The sequence below is a fragment of the Pseudomonas sp. 2822-15 genome (assembly GCF_002742515.1).
In the GTDB taxonomy this organism is placed as follows: Bacteria; Pseudomonadota; Gammaproteobacteria; order Pseudomonadales; family Pseudomonadaceae; genus Aquipseudomonas; species Aquipseudomonas salomonii.
Window position 1 is genome coordinate 10799 of sequence record NZ_LJRY01000206.1, and the last position, 14646, is coordinate 25444.

The window sequence follows — 14646 nt, forward strand, 5'->3', positions numbered from 1 at the left end:
CTCTCTGCTCCGCCAGGAGGAAAGGCCTTGAAAGACCTACTGAATTTGCTGAAAAACCAGGGTCAAGTCGAAGAGTTCGACGCCATCCGTATTGGGTTGGCATCGCCTGAGATGATCCGTTCGTGGTCGTTCGGTGAAGTTAAAAAGCCGGAAACCATTAACTACCGTACGTTCAAACCTGAGCGTGACGGCCTGTTCTGCGCCAAGATCTTTGGCCCGGTAAAGGATTACGAGTGCCTGTGCGGTAAGTACAAGCGCTTGAAGCACCGTGGTGTGATCTGCGAGAAGTGCGGCGTTGAAGTTGCGCTGGCTAAAGTTCGTCGTGAGCGCATGGCGCACATCGAACTGGCTTCGCCGGTTGCCCATATCTGGTTCCTGAAATCGCTGCCGTCCCGTATCGGCTTGCTGATGGACATGACCCTGCGTGACATCGAACGTGTTCTCTACTTCGAGAGCTATGTCGTTATCGATCCAGGCATGACCACCCTTGAAAAAGGTCAGTTGCTGAACGACGAGCAGTACTTCGAAGCGCTGGAAGAGTTCGGCGACGACTTTGATGCCCGTATGGGTGCCGAAGCTGTCCGCGAACTGCTGCACGCTATCGACCTGGAGCACGAGATTGGCCGTCTGCGCGAAGAAATTCCGCAAACCAACTCGGAAACCAAGATCAAGAAGCTGTCCAAGCGTCTGAAGTTGATGGAAGCCTTCCAGGGTTCCGGTAACTTGCCAGAGTGGATGGTGCTGACCGTTCTGCCGGTTCTGCCGCCAGACCTGCGTCCGCTGGTACCGTTGGACGGTGGTCGTTTCGCAACGTCCGACCTCAACGACCTGTACCGCCGCGTGATCAACCGTAACAACCGCTTGAAGCGCCTGCTTGATCTGTCCGCTCCGGACATCATCGTGCGCAACGAAAAGCGTATGTTGCAAGAAGCTGTCGATGCCTTGCTCGACAACGGCCGTCGTGGCCGCGCTATCACCGGTTCCAACAAGCGTCCTCTGAAATCCTTGGCTGACATGATCAAGGGTAAACAAGGCCGTTTCCGTCAGAACTTGCTCGGTAAGCGTGTTGACTACTCGGGTCGTTCGGTAATTACCGTAGGCCCGACCCTGCGTCTGCACCAGTGCGGTCTGCCCAAGAAGATGGCGCTTGAGCTGTTCAAGCCATTCATCTTCGGCAAGCTGGAAATGCGCGGTCTCGCTACCACCATCAAAGCGGCCAAGAAAATGGTCGAGCGCGAACTGCCAGAGGTTTGGGACGTTCTCGCTGAAGTGATTCGCGAACACCCGGTTCTCCTCAACCGTGCACCGACCCTTCACCGTCTGGGTATCCAGGCGTTTGAACCGGTACTGATCGAAGGTAAGGCTATCCAGCTGCACCCTCTGGTCTGTGCTGCGTACAACGCCGACTTCGACGGCGACCAAATGGCCGTGCACGTACCGCTGACACTGGAAGCCCAGTTGGAAGCGCGTGCGTTGATGATGTCGACCAACAACATTCTGTCGCCAGCCAACGGTGAGCCAATCATCGTTCCGTCGCAGGACGTTGTATTGGGTCTGTACTACATGACTCGTGAAGCGATCAACGCCAAAGGCGAAGGTCGTGTGTTCGCTGATCTGCAAGAAGTTGACCGTGTGTTCCGTGCCGGCGAAGCCGCACTGCACGCCAAGGTCAAAGTGCGGATCAACGAAACCGTCAACGACCGTGATGGCGGCAGCGTGAGCGGCACCCGTATTGTCGACACTACTGTCGGCCGTGCGCTGCTGTATCAAGTTGTGCCAAAAGGTCTGTCGTACGACGTCGTCAACTTGCCGATGAAGAAAAAGGCGATCTCCAAGCTGATCAACCAGTGCTACCGCGTGGTTGGTTTGAAAGAGACCGTGATCTTCGCTGACCAGTTGATGTACACCGGCTTTGCTTATTCGACCATTTCCGGCGTTTCCATCGGTGTTAACGACTTCGTTATCCCGGATGAAAAAGCCCAGATCATCAATGCTGCAACTGATGAAGTGAAAGAAATCGAAAGCCAGTACGCCTCCGGCCTGGTAACCCAGGGCGAGAAGTACAACAAAGTGATCGACCTTTGGTCCAAGGCCAACGACGAAGTGTCGAAGGCGATGATGGCGAACCTCTCGAAAGAGAAGGTTATCGACCGTCATGGCGTAGAAGTCGATCAAGAGTCGTTCAACTCGATGTACATGATGGCCGACTCGGGCGCACGGGGTTCTGCTGCGCAGATCCGTCAGCTCGCCGGTATGCGTGGCCTGATGGCCAAGCCGGACGGATCCATCATCGAAACGCCGATTACTGCGAACTTCCGTGAAGGTTTGAGCGTACTTCAGTACTTCATCTCCACTCACGGTGCTCGTAAGGGTCTTGCGGATACCGCGTTGAAAACGGCTAACTCCGGTTACCTGACTCGTCGTCTGGTAGACGTTGCACAAGACTTGGTCGTGACTGAAGTCGACTGCGGCACCGAACACGGTCTGCTGATGACTCCGCACATCGAAGGCGGCGACGTTGTAGAGCCGTTGGGTGAGCGCGTACTGGGTCGAGTAATCGCCCGTGACGTATTCAAGCCAGGCACCGAGGAAGTTATCGTTCCTGCCGGCACCCTGGTAGATGAAAAGTGGGTCGAGTTCATCGAACTCAACAGCATCGACGAAGTGATTGTTCGCTCGCCGATCAGCTGCGAAACCCGCTACGGCATTTGTGCCAAGTGCTACGGCCGTGACTTGGCTCGTGGTCACCAGGTGAACATCGGTGAAGCGGTTGGCGTAATCGCTGCCCAGTCCATCGGTGAGCCGGGTACCCAGCTGACCATGCGTACGTTCCACATCGGTGGTGCGGCAAGCCGGACCTCCGCAGCCGACAGCGTTCAGGTGAAGAACGGCGGTACCGTCCGTCTGCACAACCTGAAACACGTTGAGCGAGTGGATGGTTGCCTGGTTGCTGTGTCCCGTTCCGGTGAGCTGGCAATCGCTGATGACTACGGTCGTGAGCGTGAGCGTTATAAGCTGCCGTACGGTGCTGTGATCTCGGTTAAAGAAGGTGACAAGGTCGACGCTGGCGCAATCGTGGCCAAGTGGGATCCGCACACTCACCCAATCGTTACCGAAATGAAAGGTACCGTGACCTACGTGGGCATGGAAGAAGGCATCACGATCAAGCGTCAGACTGACGAATTGACCGGTATGACCAACATTGAAGTACTCGACGCGAAAGATCGTCCAGCTGCCGGTAAAGACATCCGTCCTGCCGTTAAGATGGTCGACGACAACGGCAAGGACTTGTTGCTGCCAGGCACTGACGTAATCGCTCAGTACTTCCTGCCAGCCAACGCCCTGGTCGGTGTAGCGGATGGTGCGAAGATCGCGATCGGTGATGTTATCGCGCGTATCCCGCAAGAAACTTCGAAGACCCGCGACATCACCGGTGGTCTGCCGCGTGTTGCCGACTTGTTCGAAGCTCGTCGTCCGAAAGAAGCGTCGATTCTGGCTGAAGTCAGCGGCACCATCGCGTTCGGTAAAGAGACCAAAGGCAAGCGCCGTCTGGTCATTACCCCGAACGATGGTACTGATCCGTACGAAGAGCTGATTCCGAAGTGGCGTCACCTGAACGTCTTCGAAGGCGAACAGGTAAACCGCGGCGAAGTTATCTCCGACGGCCCGAGCGATCCACACGACATCCTGCGTCTGCTGGGTGTGAGTGCGCTGGCCAAGTACATCGTTAACGAGATCCAGGACGTTTACCGTCTGCAAGGCGTGAAGATCAACGATAAGCACATCGAGACCATCCTGCGTCAGATGCTGCGTAAAGTTGAAATCGCTGAATCCGGCGATTCCAGTTTCATCAAGGGCGACCAGATGGAACTGACTCACGTACTGGTAGAGAACGAACGTCTGGGCGCGGAAGACAAATTTGTCTCCAAGTTCACTCGTGTGTTGCTGGGTATCACCAAGGCGTCGCTGTCCACTGAGTCGTTCATCTCGGCGGCCTCCTTCCAGGAGACCACTCGCGTACTGACCGAAGCAGCGGTAACCGGCAAGCGCGATTACCTGCGCGGCCTGAAAGAAAACGTAGTCGTGGGTCGTCTGATCCCGGCAGGTACCGGTTTGGCTTACCACAGCGAGCGCAAGCGCCGCCGTGATGCTGACAAACCGCTGCGCGTAAGCGCCAGTGAAGTGGAAGCTGCACTGACCGAAGCGCTGAACTCAAGCGGTAACTGAGTTCTGCGATAAATAAGTCTGGGCCCTGGCAGCCCCCATTCGTCGGATCGAGGCATTTTTGTCCCGGTTCGATGAGAGGGGAGGTCGGGGCCTTGCCTTGACTGGGGGCAAGATCCTCTTTAGACTCTTGTACCCCTAAATTTGGCGGGAATTCGTTCCTGCCATTTTGCTTTTCTTGCAAGACAATAGCGTCGCAAGACAACAGTGGAGCTAGTAGATGGCAACTATCAACCAGCTGGTACGTCAGCCGCGTAAGCGTATCGTCGAGAAATCCGACGTACCTGCGCTGCAGAACTGCCCGCAACGTCGTGGCGTATGCACTCGTGTGTATACCACCACGCCGAAAAAACCTAACTCGGCACTGCGTAAAGTATGCCGTGTGCGTCTGACCAACGGTTTCGAGGTTTCCTCGTACATCGGCGGTGAAGGCCACAACCTGCAAGAGCACAGCGTGGTACTGATCCGCGGCGGTCGTGTAAAAGACTTGCCAGGTGTTCGTTACCACACCGTACGCGGCTCCTTGGATACTTCCGGCGTTAAAGGTCGTAACCAGGGTCGTTCGAAGTACGGTACCAAGAAGCCTAAGTAGTAGCGGCTTTTTGTAAAACTGAATCATCTTATTTTCTGAGTCGATAAGAGTAAGGTCGGAGGCGTCCCGAAAGGGCACCGATTCCGAACGAACCTGAAGACCGTTTGAGGGCTTATCCATGCCAAGAAGACGCGTAGCAGCCAAGCGCGAAGTGCTTGACGATCCAAAATACGGAAGCCAAATTCTGGCCAAGTTCATGAACCACGTGATGGAAAGCGGCAAGAAAGCCGTTGCCGAGCGTATCGTTTATGGCGCGCTGGAAAAGGTTAAAGAACGCAAGAACAGCGACCCCCTGGAAATCTTCGAGAAAGCTCTCGACGCCATCGCTCCGCTGGTCGAAGTGAAGTCGCGCCGTGTAGGCGGTGCTACTTACCAGGTTCCGGTCGAAGTTCGTCCGTCCCGTCGTAACGCTCTGGCAATGCGCTGGTTGGTAGACTTCGCCCGTAAGCGCGGCGAGAAGTCTATGGCTCTGCGTTTGGCCGGCGAGCTGTTGGACGCTGCTGAAGGTAAAGGTGCTGCTGTTAAGAAGCGTGAAGACGTGCACCGTATGGCTGAAGCTAACAAAGCTTTCTCGCACTACCGCTTCTAATCTTAGCTTCACTAATTTTGCGAGGGCTTTATGGCTCGTACTACTCCGATTAGCCGCTACCGTAACATCGGTATCGTTGCTCACGTGGATGCTGGTAAAACCACCACCACCGAGCGCGTACTGTTTTACACCGGCAAAAGTCACAAGATGGGCGAGGTGCATGACGGCGCCGCGACCACAGACTGGATGGTTCAGGAGCAGGAGCGTGGTATTACCATTACTTCTGCTGCTATTACCGCCTTCTGGAAAGGTTCCGAGAAGCAGTACAAAGATGAGCACCGCTTCAACGTAATCGATACCCCGGGCCACGTAGACTTCACCATTGAAGTTGAGCGTTCCCTGCGCGTACTCGACGGCGCTGTCGTTGTGTTCTGCGGTACCTCGGGTGTTGAGCCGCAGTCGGAAACCGTATGGCGTCAAGCCAACAAATACGGTGTTCCACGTCTTGTTTACGTAAACAAGATGGACCGTGCTGGTGCCAACTTCCTGCGCGTGATCGGTCAGATCAAGCAGCGCCTGGGTCACACCCCGGTGCCAATCCAGTTGGCTATCGGTTCCGAAGACAACTTCCAGGGTCAGATCGATCTGCTGACCATGGAAGCTGTTTACTGGAACGATGCTGACAAAGGTATGGTTCCTGTTCGCAAGCCTATCCCTGCTGAACTGCAGGAACTGGCTGACGAATGGCGCAACAACATGGTTGAAGCTGCGGCCGAAGCCAACGAAGAGCTGATGAACAAGTACCTCGAAGGTGAAGAACTCACCAACGTGGAAATCAAGGCAGCTCTGCGTCAGCGTACTATCGCTGGTGAGATCGTCTTGGCTGTTTGCGGTTCCTCGTTCAAGAACAAGGGTGTTCCCCTGGTTCTCGATGCTGTGATCGACTACCTGCCGGCACCAGTGGATATTCCTGCCATCAAGGGTACTGACCCGGATGACGAGACTATCGAACTGGAGCGTCATGCAGACGACGCAGAACCGTTCTCCGCTCTGGCATTTAAAATTGCCACCGACCCATTCGTGGGTACCTTGACCTTCGTCCGCGTTTACTCGGGCGTGTTGAACTCCGGCGACGGCGTGATCAACTCGGTTAAAGGCAAGAAAGAGCGCGTGGGTCGTATGGTGCAAATGCACGCAAACGCCCGCGAAGAGATCAAGGAAGTACGCGCTGGTGACATCGCGGCCTTGATCGGCATGAAGGACGTCACCACTGGTGAAACCTTGTGCAACGCTGACAAGCCAATCATCCTGGTTCGTATGGACTTCCCGGAGCCGGTTATTTCGGTTGCCGTAGAGCCTAAGACCAAGGATGACCAGGAAAAAATGGGTATTGCTCTGGGCAAACTTGCTCAGGAAGATCCATCTTTCCGCGTCAAGACTGATGAAGAGACTGGTCAAACGATCATCTCCGGCATGGGCGAGCTGCACCTGGACATCCTGGTCGACCGGATGCGCCGTGAGTTCAACGTCGAAGCCAACATCGGTAAGCCTCAGGTTTCCTATCGTGAGCGCATCACGAAGAACTGTGAAATCGAAGGCAAGTTCGTTCGTCAGTCCGGCGGTCGTGGTCAGTTCGGTCACTGCTGGATCCGTTTTGCTCCTGCTGACGAAGGTCAGGAAGGTCTGCAATTCGTGAACGAAGTAGTTGGTGGTGTTGTTCCTAAGGAATACATCCCGGCTATCCAGAAGGGTATCGAAGAGCAGATGAAGAACGGTGTTGTTGCCGGCTATCCGCTGATCGGCCTGAAAGCAACCGTTTTTGACGGTTCTTACCACGACGTCGACTCCAACGAGATGGCGTTTAAGGTGGCTGCTTCCATGGCAACCAAGCAACTGGCCCAGAAGGGCGGTGGTGAGTTGCTTGAGCCAATCATGGCGGTAGAAGTTGTTACACCTGAAGACTATATGGGTGATGTCATGGGCGACCTTAACCGTCGTCGCGGCATGATCTTGGGTATGGAAGACACGGTTTCCGGCAAAGTGATTCGCGCCGAGGTTCCGTTGGGTGAGATGTTCGGTTATGCGACCGACGTTCGCTCCATGTCTCAGGGTCGCGCAAGCTACTCTATGGAATTCAAAAAATACAACACAGCTCCGGCGCACATCGCTGAAACTGTATCCAAAAAACAAGGCTGATTCAGTCCTTTAGGCAAGGAGTTAATTGTCGTGGCTAAAGAAAAATTTGATCGTTCCCTACCGCACGTCAACGTTGGCACCATCGGTCACGTTGACCACGGTAAAACCACTCTGACTGCTGCTCTGACTCGCGTTTGCTCCGAAGTATTCGGTTCCGCAATCGTTGATTTCGATAAGATCGACAGCGCACCAGAAGAAAAAGCTCGTGGTATCACCATCAACACCGCGCACGTTGAATACAACTCGCTGATCCGTCACTACGCTCACGTTGACTGCCCAGGTCACGCTGACTATGTGAAGAACATGATCACCGGTGCTGCCCAGATGGACGGCGCGATCCTGGTTTGCTCGGCCGCTGATGGTCCGATGCCGCAAACCCGTGAGCACATCCTGCTGTCCCGCCAGGTTGGCGTTCCGTACATCGTGGTTTACCTGAACAAGGCTGACCTGGTAGACGACGCTGAGCTGCTGGAACTGGTTGAGATGGAAGTGCGCGATCTGCTGAGCACTTACGACTTCCCAGGCGACGACACTCCGATCATCATCGGTTCTGCTCGTATGGCTCTGGAAGGCAAAGACGATAACGAAATGGGCACCACGTCCGTTCGTAAACTGGTTGAGACTCTGGACAGCTACATCCCAGATCCAGTTCGTGTTATCGACAAGCCGTTCCTGATGCCAATCGAAGACGTATTCTCGATCTCCGGTCGCGGTACTGTTGTAACTGGTCGTATCGAGCGCGGTATCGTCAAGGTTCAAGATCCACTGGAAATCGTTGGTCTGCGTGACACTACCGTCACCACCTGCACCGGTGTTGAAATGTTCCGTAAGCTGCTCGACGAAGGTCGTGCTGGCGAGAACTGCGGCGTTCTGCTGCGTGGTACCAAGCGTGACGACGTTGAGCGTGGCCAGGTTCTGGTTAAGCCAGGTTCGGTTAAGCCGCACACCAAGTTCGAAGCTGAAGTGTACGTGCTGAGCAAAGAAGAAGGCGGCCGTCACACTCCGTTCTTCAAAGGCTACCGTCCACAGTTCTACTTCCGTACTACCGACGTAACCGGTAACTGCGAACTGCCGGAAGGCGTAGAAATGGTAATGCCAGGCGACAACATCAAAATGGTTGTCACCCTGATCAAAACCATCGCTATGGAAGACGGTCTGCGTTTCGCAATCCGTGAAGGCGGCCGTACCGTTGGTGCTGGCGTTGTAGCTAAAATCATCGAGTAATTATCTCTTCTGAGATAGCTCTGATGTTTTGAAAAGGCCCCCGCTCAGCGGGGGCCTTTTTTATTGGGTTGACACCTATCAGGGCCGTCTATAGAATTGCGCCTCCTTTTAACGGGCGTATTGCGCTCGCTGGGAATAGCAGCCGGAGTCTGAAATCCAATGCAAAATCAGCAAATCCGTATCAGGTTGAAGGCTTTTGACCATCGCCTGATCGACCAATCCACCCAGGAAATCGTGGAAACCGCGAAACGTACTGGTGCTCAAGTGCGTGGTCCAATTCCACTGCCTACCCGTAAAGAGCGGTTCACCGTTCTGGTCTCCCCGCACGTCAACAAAGACGCGCGTGACCAGTACGAGATCCGTACTCATAAGCGCGTACTGGACATCGTCCAGCCAACGGATAAAACCGTTGATGCACTTATGAAGCTTGATCTGGCGGCCGGTGTGGAAGTACAGATCAGCCTCGGCTAAGACTTGGGTCTTAGTCGTGTAACGCTCTGAAATGGGCGGCCATAGCGGGTGAAAGCCCCGTACACTCATGAGGTTTACAACATGACTATTGGTGTAGTCGGTCGTAAATGCGGTATGACCCGTATTTTCACCGAAGAAGGTGTCTCCATTCCGGTCACGGTCATTGAGATCGAGCCGAATCGCGTCACCCAGTTCAAAACTGAAGAAACCGATGGCTATCGTGCAGTGCAAGTCACTGTCGGCGAGCGTCGTGCTTCGCGCGTGACTGCTGCTCAAGCAGGTCACTTCGCTAAAGCAAACGTTGCAGCTGGTCGCACTGTTATGGAGTTCCGTCTCGAAGACGGCGACTACCAGGCTGGCGATCTGATCAACGCTGAAATCTTCGCCGCTGGTCAACTGGTTGATGTAACCGGTCAGTCCAAGGGTAAAGGCTTCCAGGGTACGATCAAGCGTTGGAATTTCCGTGGCCAAGACAACACTCACGGTAACTCCGTTTCCCACCGCGTCCCGGGCTCTATTGGCCAGTGCCAGACTCCTGGTCGTGTATTCAAGGGCAAAAAAATGTCCGGTCATATGGGCGCTGAGCGCGTGACCGTGCAGTCCCTCGAAGTAGTGCGCGTCGACGCTGAACGCAATCTGTTGTTGGTCAAGGGTGCTGTTCCTGGCGCTACTGGCGGCAACCTGGTTGTACGTCCAGCGGCCAAGGCTCGCGGTTAAGGGGAAGCTGACATGCAATTAAATGTAAATGACGCTCAAGCGATCGAAGTTTCCGAACTGACATTTGGCGGCGAATTCAACGAGACGCTGGTTCACCAAGCAGTCGTGGCCTACATGGCCGGCGGCCGTCAAGGTAGCAAGCAGCAAAAGACCCGTTCCGACGTACGTGGTGGCGGTAAGCGCCCTTGGCGTCAGAAAGGTACTGGCCGTGCTCGTGCCGGTACTATCCGTAGCCCAATCTGGCGTGGCGGCGGTACCACTTTCGCAGCTCGTCCACAGGATCACACTCAGAAGCTCAACAAGAAGATGTATCGCGCAGCACTGCGCTCCATCCTTGCTGAACTCGTGCGTACTGATCGTCTGGTCGTGGTTCAAGACTTCGCTGTTGAAAGTCCAAAAACCAAAGATCTGCTGGGCAAACTGAACAACATGAGCCTGACCGACGTTTTGATCGTGTCGGAAGCTGTTGATCAGAACCTGTACCTGGCTGCTCGCAACCTGCCACACGTTGATGTACGTGACGTGCAAGGTTCCGATCCAGTTAGTCTGATCGCATACGACAAGGTGTTGATCACCGTGTCGGCCGTGAAGAAATTCGAGGAGCTGCTGGGATGAACCAGGAACGCGTATTTAAAGTTCTGCTTGGCCCGCACGTTTCCGAAAAGGCTACGGTTCTGGCTGACAAGAAAGGCCAGTTCGTTTTCAAGGTTGCAACTGATGCAACCAAGCTGGAAATCAAGAAGGCCGTCGAAAGCCTGTTCAGCGTGAAAGTAGAGCGTGTTACTACCCTGAATGTTCTGGGTAAGAGCAAGCGCACTGCTCGCGGTCTGGGCAAGCGTAATGACTGGAAGAAGGCAGTTATCTCCCTTCAGCCAGGCCAAGATCTCGATTTCAGCAGCAGTGCTGAGTAAGGAAGGGGTGCATCATGGCAATCGTTAAATGCAAACCGACTTCCCCTGGCCGCCGTTTTGTGGTCAAGGTGGTCAACCAGGAGCTGCATAAAGGCGCTCCTCACGCACCGCTGCTCGAGAAAAAATCGAAGACTGGTGGTCGTAACAACAATGGTCGTATTACCACTCGTCACATCGGTGGTGGCCATAAGCAGCATTATCGTCTGGTCGATTTCCGTCGCAACGATAAAGATGGCATCTCTGCCACTGTCGAGCGTATCGAATACGATCCAAACCGTACTGCTCACATCGCTCTGCTGCTGTACGCAGATGGCGAGCGTCGCTACATCATCGCCCCTAAAGGCGTGAGTGCTGGTGACCAGCTGATCGCAGGTGCTTTGGCACCGATCAAGCCGGGCAACGCTCTGCAACTGCGTAACATTCCAGTTGGTAGCACCGTACACGGCATCGAATTGAAGCCAGGTAAAGGCGCGCAAATCGCTCGTTCCGCTGGTGCTTCGGCTCAGCTGATCGCTCGTGAAGGTGTCTACGTGACCCTGCGTCTGCGTTCTGGTGAGATGCGTAAAGTGCTGGCTGAATGCCGCGCGACCCTGGGTGAAGTCTCGAACTCCGAGCACAGCCTGCGTTCGCTGGGTAAAGCTGGTGCCAAACGCTGGCGTGGCGTTCGCCCAACCGTTCGTGGTGTTGCCATGAACCCGGTTGACCACCCACACGGTGGTGGTGAAGGTCGTACCTCTGGTGGTCGTCATCCGGTATCGCCATGGGGCTTCCCGACTAAGGGCGCGAAGACTCGTGGTAATAAGCGTACCGACAAAATGATCGTCCGTCGTCGCAAGTAAATAGAGGGATACGACAGTGCCACGTTCTCTGAAAAAAGGTCCTTTTATTGATCTTCACCTACTGAAGAAGATCGAAGTGGCGGCGGAAAAGAACGATCGCAAACCAGTTAAGACCTGGTCGCGTCGTTCGATGATCCTGCCACAAATGGTCGGTCTGACCATCGCAGTACACAACGGTCGTCAACACGTCCCAGTTCTCGTTAACGAAGACATGGTCGGCCACAAACTGGGCGAGTTTGCCGGTACCCGCACTTATCGTGGGCACGTGGCAGACAAGAAAGCCAAGCGTTAAGGGGTTAGGAAATGGAAGTAGCCGCTAAGTTGTCGGGCGCTCGAATCTCCGCCCAGAAAGCCCGCTTGGTCGCCGACCAGATCCGCGGGAAGAAGGTGGGCGAAGCGCTCAACCTGTTGGCTTTCAGCAGTAAGAAAGCCGCCGAGATCATGAAGAAAGTGCTGGAGTCGGCCGTAGCCAACGCCGAGCATAACGAAGGCGCAGACGTTGATGACCTGAAGGTCAGCACCGTTTTCGTCAACGAAGGGCGTTCGCTGAAGCGCATCATGCCACGTGCCAAAGGCCGTGCTGATCGCATCGTCAAGCGGTCTTGCCATATCACTGTCAAGGTTGCTGACAAGTAACGGAGTCGAAGAGATGGGTCAGAAAGTACATCCCATTGGCATTCGCCTGGGAATCGTCAAGGAGCACACCTCCGTCTGGTACGCAGACGGTCGGACTTATGCGGACTATTTGTTCGCTGATCTGAAGGTGCGTGAGTATCTCCAAGACAAACTAAAAAGCGCGTCCGTAAGCCGTATCGATATCCATCGTCCGGCACAAACTGCACGTATCACCATCCACACCGCTCGTCCAGGTATCGTTATCGGGAAGAAAGGTGAAGATGTTGAGAAACTGCGTCAGGACCTGACCAAGCAAATGGGTGTGCCTGTGCACATCAATATCGAAGAGATCCGTAAGCCGGAGCTCGACGGTATGCTGGTTGCGCAGAGCGTAGCTCAGCAGCTGGAGCGTCGTGTAATGTTCCGTCGCGCTATGAAGCGCGCTGTACAGAACGCCATGCGCATTGGTGCCAAAGGCATCAAAATCCAAGTGAGCGGTCGTCTCGGCGGTGCTGAAATCGCACGTACTGAATGGTATCGCGAAGGTCGTGTGCCACTGCACACCCTGCGTGCCGACATCGACTATGCCAACTACGAAGCTCACACCACTTACGGTGTGATCGGTGTAAAGGTTTGGATCTTCAAGGGCGAAGTAATTGGTGGTCGCCAAGAAGAACTGAAACCACAAGCACCAGCGCCTCGTAAAAAAGCTGCTAAGTAAGGGGTACGCCAAATGTTGCAACCTAAGCGTACGAAGTTCCGCAAGCAGATGACAGGCCACAACCGTGGTCTGGCTCAGCGCGGTAGCAAAGTCAGCTTCGGCGAGTTCGCGCTGAAGTCTGTAGCTCGTGGTCGTCTCACCGCTCGTCAGATCGAGTCAGCGCGTCGTGCACTGACCCGTCACGTTAAACGTGGCGGCAAGATCTGGATCCGTGTATTCCCGGACAAGCCGATCTCCAAAAAACCTCTCGAGGTTCGGATGGGTAAAGGTAAGGGTAACGTGGAATACTGGGTAGCCCAGATTCAGCCAGGCAAAGTCCTGTATGAAATCGAGGGTGTAACTGAAGAGCTGGCGCGTGAGGCTTTTGCCCTGGCTGCTGCAAAGCTGCCGCTCGCCACCGCCTTTGTTAAACGGACGGTGATGTGATGAAAGCGAATGAACTTCGTGAAAAATCCGCACAGCAGCTGAACGAGCAACTGCTCGGCCTGCTGCGCGACCAGTTCAATCTGCGTATGCAGAAAGCAACTGGCCAGTTGGGGCAGTCTCATCTGCTCTCGCAAGTTAAGCGTGACATCGCTCGCGTGAAGACTGTGCTCAACCAGCAGGCAGGTAAGTGATCATGGCTGAAGCCGAAAAGACTGTCCGTACGCTGACTGGCCGTGTTGTCAGCGACAAGATGGACAAAACCATCACCGTACTGATCGAGCGTCGCGTTAAGCACCCGATCTACGGTAAATATGTTAAGCGTTCGACTAAGCTGCACGCGCACGACGAAACCAACCAGTGCCACATCGGCGACAAAGTCACTATTCGTGAAACTCGTCCGCTGGCCAAGACCAAGTCTTGGGCACTGGTTGATGTTCTCGAACGCGCTGTGGAAGTCTAAGGACTAGGGGTCGGAGAAATTATATGATTCAGACTCAATCCATGCTCGATGTGGCCGATAACAGCGGCGCTCGCCGTGTTATGTGCATCAAGGTGCTGGGTGGCTCCCATCGTCGTTACGCTGGTATCGGTGACATCATCAAAGTTACCGTGAAGGAAGCAATTCCTCGCGGTAAAGTGAAAAAAGGCCAAGTGATGACTGCTGTTGTAGTCCGCACTCGTCACGGCGTACGCCGTGCTGATGGCTCTATTATCCGCTTTGATGGCAACGCTGCTGTTCTTCTGAACAACAAGCAAGAGCCGATCGGCACCCGTATCTTTGGGCCAGTGACCCGTGAGCTTCGTACTGAGAAGTTCATGAAGATCGTCTCGCTCGCCCCAGAAGTGCTGTAAGGAGATCCGACATGCAAAAGATTCGTCGTGACGACGAGATCATCGTGATCGCCGGCAAAGACAAAGGTAAGCGCGGTAAGGTGCTTAAGGTTCTCGCTAATAACCGTCTGGTTATCGGCGGTCTGAACCTGGTTAAGCGTCATACCAAGCCTAACCCGATGTCGGGCGTACAAGGCGGTATCGTCGAAAAAGAAGCTCCACTGGACGCTTCTAACGTCGCCATTTTCAACGGCGAAACCAACAAGGCTGACCGCGTTGGTTTCAAAGTAGAAGACGGCAAGAAAATTCGTGTCTTCAAGTCGACCCAAAAAGCGGTTGATGCTTGAACA

General features: G+C 54.5%; 18 protein-coding genes. All 18 read left to right on the plus strand.

Features of this window, described 5'->3' with window-relative positions:
• The first annotated feature begins 27 nt into the window (after positions 1-27).
• The gene (rpoC, locus tag AOA59_RS20665; RefSeq protein WP_017135962.1) at positions 28-4227 is read left to right on the plus strand and encodes a DNA-directed RNA polymerase subunit beta'; all 4200 of its coding nucleotides are present in this window, start codon (positions 28-30) and stop codon (positions 4225-4227) included.
• A 217-nt stretch (positions 4228-4444) separates the two neighbouring features.
• A complete protein-coding gene (gene rpsL / locus AOA59_RS20670) occupies positions 4445-4816 on the plus strand; it encodes a 30S ribosomal protein S12 (protein ID WP_002555494.1) in 372 nt (123 codons plus the stop codon).
• A 118-nt stretch (positions 4817-4934) separates the two neighbouring features.
• Positions 4935-5405 (plus strand): 30S ribosomal protein S7, encoded by a 471-nt coding sequence (gene rpsG / locus AOA59_RS20675; protein ID WP_002555493.1) that lies wholly within the window; start codon positions 4935-4937, stop codon positions 5403-5405.
• 30 nt (positions 5406-5435) lie between these two features.
• The gene (gene fusA / locus AOA59_RS20680) at positions 5436-7541 is read left to right on the plus strand and encodes an elongation factor G (protein WP_015886136.1); all 2106 of its coding nucleotides are present in this window, start codon (positions 5436-5438) and stop codon (positions 7539-7541) included.
• A 30-nt stretch (positions 7542-7571) separates the two neighbouring features.
• Complete coding sequence (tuf, locus tag AOA59_RS20685; RefSeq protein ID WP_003176426.1) at positions 7572-8765, plus strand: elongation factor Tu; 1194 nt, start codon at positions 7572-7574, stop codon at positions 8763-8765.
• Between the two features lie 159 nt (positions 8766-8924).
• Positions 8925-9236 carry a 30S ribosomal protein S10 gene (gene rpsJ / locus AOA59_RS20690; RefSeq protein WP_003186070.1) on the plus strand — a complete coding sequence of 104 codons (312 nt, stop codon included), beginning with the start codon at positions 8925-8927 and terminating at the stop codon, positions 9234-9236.
• A gap of 81 nt (positions 9237-9317) precedes the next feature.
• The gene (gene rplC, locus AOA59_RS20695) at positions 9318-9953 is read left to right on the plus strand and encodes a 50S ribosomal protein L3 (protein WP_003194649.1); all 636 of its coding nucleotides are present in this window, start codon (positions 9318-9320) and stop codon (positions 9951-9953) included.
• Positions 9954-9965: 12 nt separating this feature from the next.
• Entirely contained in the window at positions 9966-10568 is a 603-nt protein-coding gene (gene rplD / locus AOA59_RS20700) for a 50S ribosomal protein L4 (RefSeq protein WP_017135963.1), read from the plus strand.
• The gene (gene rplW, locus AOA59_RS20705; protein WP_002555488.1) at positions 10565-10864 is read left to right on the plus strand and encodes a 50S ribosomal protein L23; all 300 of its coding nucleotides are present in this window, start codon (positions 10565-10567) and stop codon (positions 10862-10864) included. The genes rplD and rplW overlap by 4 nt, the downstream gene beginning before the upstream one ends.
• A 14-nt stretch (positions 10865-10878) precedes the next feature.
• Complete coding sequence (gene rplB / locus AOA59_RS20710) at positions 10879-11703, plus strand: 50S ribosomal protein L2 (protein ID WP_003176423.1); 825 nt, start codon at positions 10879-10881, stop codon at positions 11701-11703.
• A 16-nt stretch (positions 11704-11719) separates the two neighbouring features.
• Positions 11720-11995 carry a 30S ribosomal protein S19 gene (gene rpsS, locus AOA59_RS20715; protein WP_002555486.1) on the plus strand — a complete coding sequence of 92 codons (276 nt, stop codon included), beginning with the start codon at positions 11720-11722 and terminating at the stop codon, positions 11993-11995.
• An 11-nt stretch (positions 11996-12006) separates the two neighbouring features.
• A complete protein-coding gene (gene rplV / locus AOA59_RS20720; protein ID WP_003103908.1) occupies positions 12007-12339 on the plus strand; it encodes a 50S ribosomal protein L22 in 333 nt (110 codons plus the stop codon).
• A 13-nt stretch (positions 12340-12352) separates the two neighbouring features.
• Positions 12353-13039, plus strand: a complete 687-nt coding sequence (rpsC, locus tag AOA59_RS20725) for a 30S ribosomal protein S3 (RefSeq protein WP_003176422.1) — start codon at positions 12353-12355, stop codon at positions 13037-13039.
• Positions 13040-13051: 12 nt separating this feature from the next.
• Positions 13052-13465: a 50S ribosomal protein L16 gene (gene rplP, locus AOA59_RS20730; protein ID WP_003232424.1), complete on the plus strand. Its 414-nt coding sequence runs from the start codon at positions 13052-13054 to the stop codon at positions 13463-13465.
• Positions 13465-13656 carry a 50S ribosomal protein L29 gene (gene rpmC, locus AOA59_RS20735; protein ID WP_002555481.1) on the plus strand — a complete coding sequence of 64 codons (192 nt, stop codon included), beginning with the start codon at positions 13465-13467 and terminating at the stop codon, positions 13654-13656. Before rplP ends, rpmC begins: the two co-directional genes overlap by 1 nt.
• A 2-nt stretch (positions 13657-13658) precedes the next feature.
• On the plus strand, positions 13659-13925 hold the full coding sequence (gene rpsQ, locus AOA59_RS20740; protein WP_003176419.1) for a 30S ribosomal protein S17: 267 nt from the start codon (positions 13659-13661) through the stop codon (positions 13923-13925).
• 23 nt (positions 13926-13948) lie between these two features.
• Positions 13949-14317, plus strand: coding sequence for a 50S ribosomal protein L14 (gene rplN, locus AOA59_RS20745; RefSeq protein ID WP_002555479.1), 369 nt, complete (start codon positions 13949-13951; stop codon positions 14315-14317).
• An 11-nt stretch (positions 14318-14328) separates the two neighbouring features.
• Positions 14329-14643, plus strand: a complete 315-nt coding sequence (gene rplX / locus AOA59_RS20750; RefSeq protein WP_003176416.1) for a 50S ribosomal protein L24 — start codon at positions 14329-14331, stop codon at positions 14641-14643.
• Positions 14644-14646 lie beyond the last annotated feature (3 nt).

Bases quoted from the DNA above. Each gene is read 5' to 3' on its own strand.
- rpsL (WP_002555494.1), top strand. From the start codon at position 4,445: ATGGCAACTATCAACCAGCTGGTACGTCAGCCGCGTAAGCGTATCGTC.
- rpsG (WP_002555493.1), top strand. From the start codon at position 4,935: ATGCCAAGAAGACGCGTAGCAGCCAAGCGCGAAGTGCTTGACGATCCA.
- fusA (WP_015886136.1), top strand. From the start codon at position 5,436: ATGGCTCGTACTACTCCGATTAGCCGCTACCGTAACATCGGTATCGTT.
- rpsJ (WP_003186070.1), top strand. From the start codon at position 8,925: ATGCAAAATCAGCAAATCCGTATCAGGTTGAAGGCTTTTGACCATCGC.
- rplC (WP_003194649.1), top strand. From the start codon at position 9,318: ATGACTATTGGTGTAGTCGGTCGTAAATGCGGTATGACCCGTATTTTC.
- rplD (WP_017135963.1), top strand. From the start codon at position 9,966: ATGCAATTAAATGTAAATGACGCTCAAGCGATCGAAGTTTCCGAACTG.
- rplW (WP_002555488.1), top strand. From the start codon at position 10,565: ATGAACCAGGAACGCGTATTTAAAGTTCTGCTTGGCCCGCACGTTTCC.
- rplB (WP_003176423.1), top strand. From the start codon at position 10,879: ATGGCAATCGTTAAATGCAAACCGACTTCCCCTGGCCGCCGTTTTGTG.
- rplV (WP_003103908.1), top strand. From the start codon at position 12,007: ATGGAAGTAGCCGCTAAGTTGTCGGGCGCTCGAATCTCCGCCCAGAAA.
- rpsC (WP_003176422.1), top strand. From the start codon at position 12,353: ATGGGTCAGAAAGTACATCCCATTGGCATTCGCCTGGGAATCGTCAAG.
- rplP (WP_003232424.1), top strand. From the start codon at position 13,052: ATGTTGCAACCTAAGCGTACGAAGTTCCGCAAGCAGATGACAGGCCAC.
- rpmC (WP_002555481.1), top strand. From the start codon at position 13,465: ATGAAAGCGAATGAACTTCGTGAAAAATCCGCACAGCAGCTGAACGAG.
- rpsQ (WP_003176419.1), top strand. From the start codon at position 13,659: ATGGCTGAAGCCGAAAAGACTGTCCGTACGCTGACTGGCCGTGTTGTC.
- rplN (WP_002555479.1), top strand. From the start codon at position 13,949: ATGATTCAGACTCAATCCATGCTCGATGTGGCCGATAACAGCGGCGCT.
- rplX (WP_003176416.1), top strand. From the start codon at position 14,329: ATGCAAAAGATTCGTCGTGACGACGAGATCATCGTGATCGCCGGCAAA.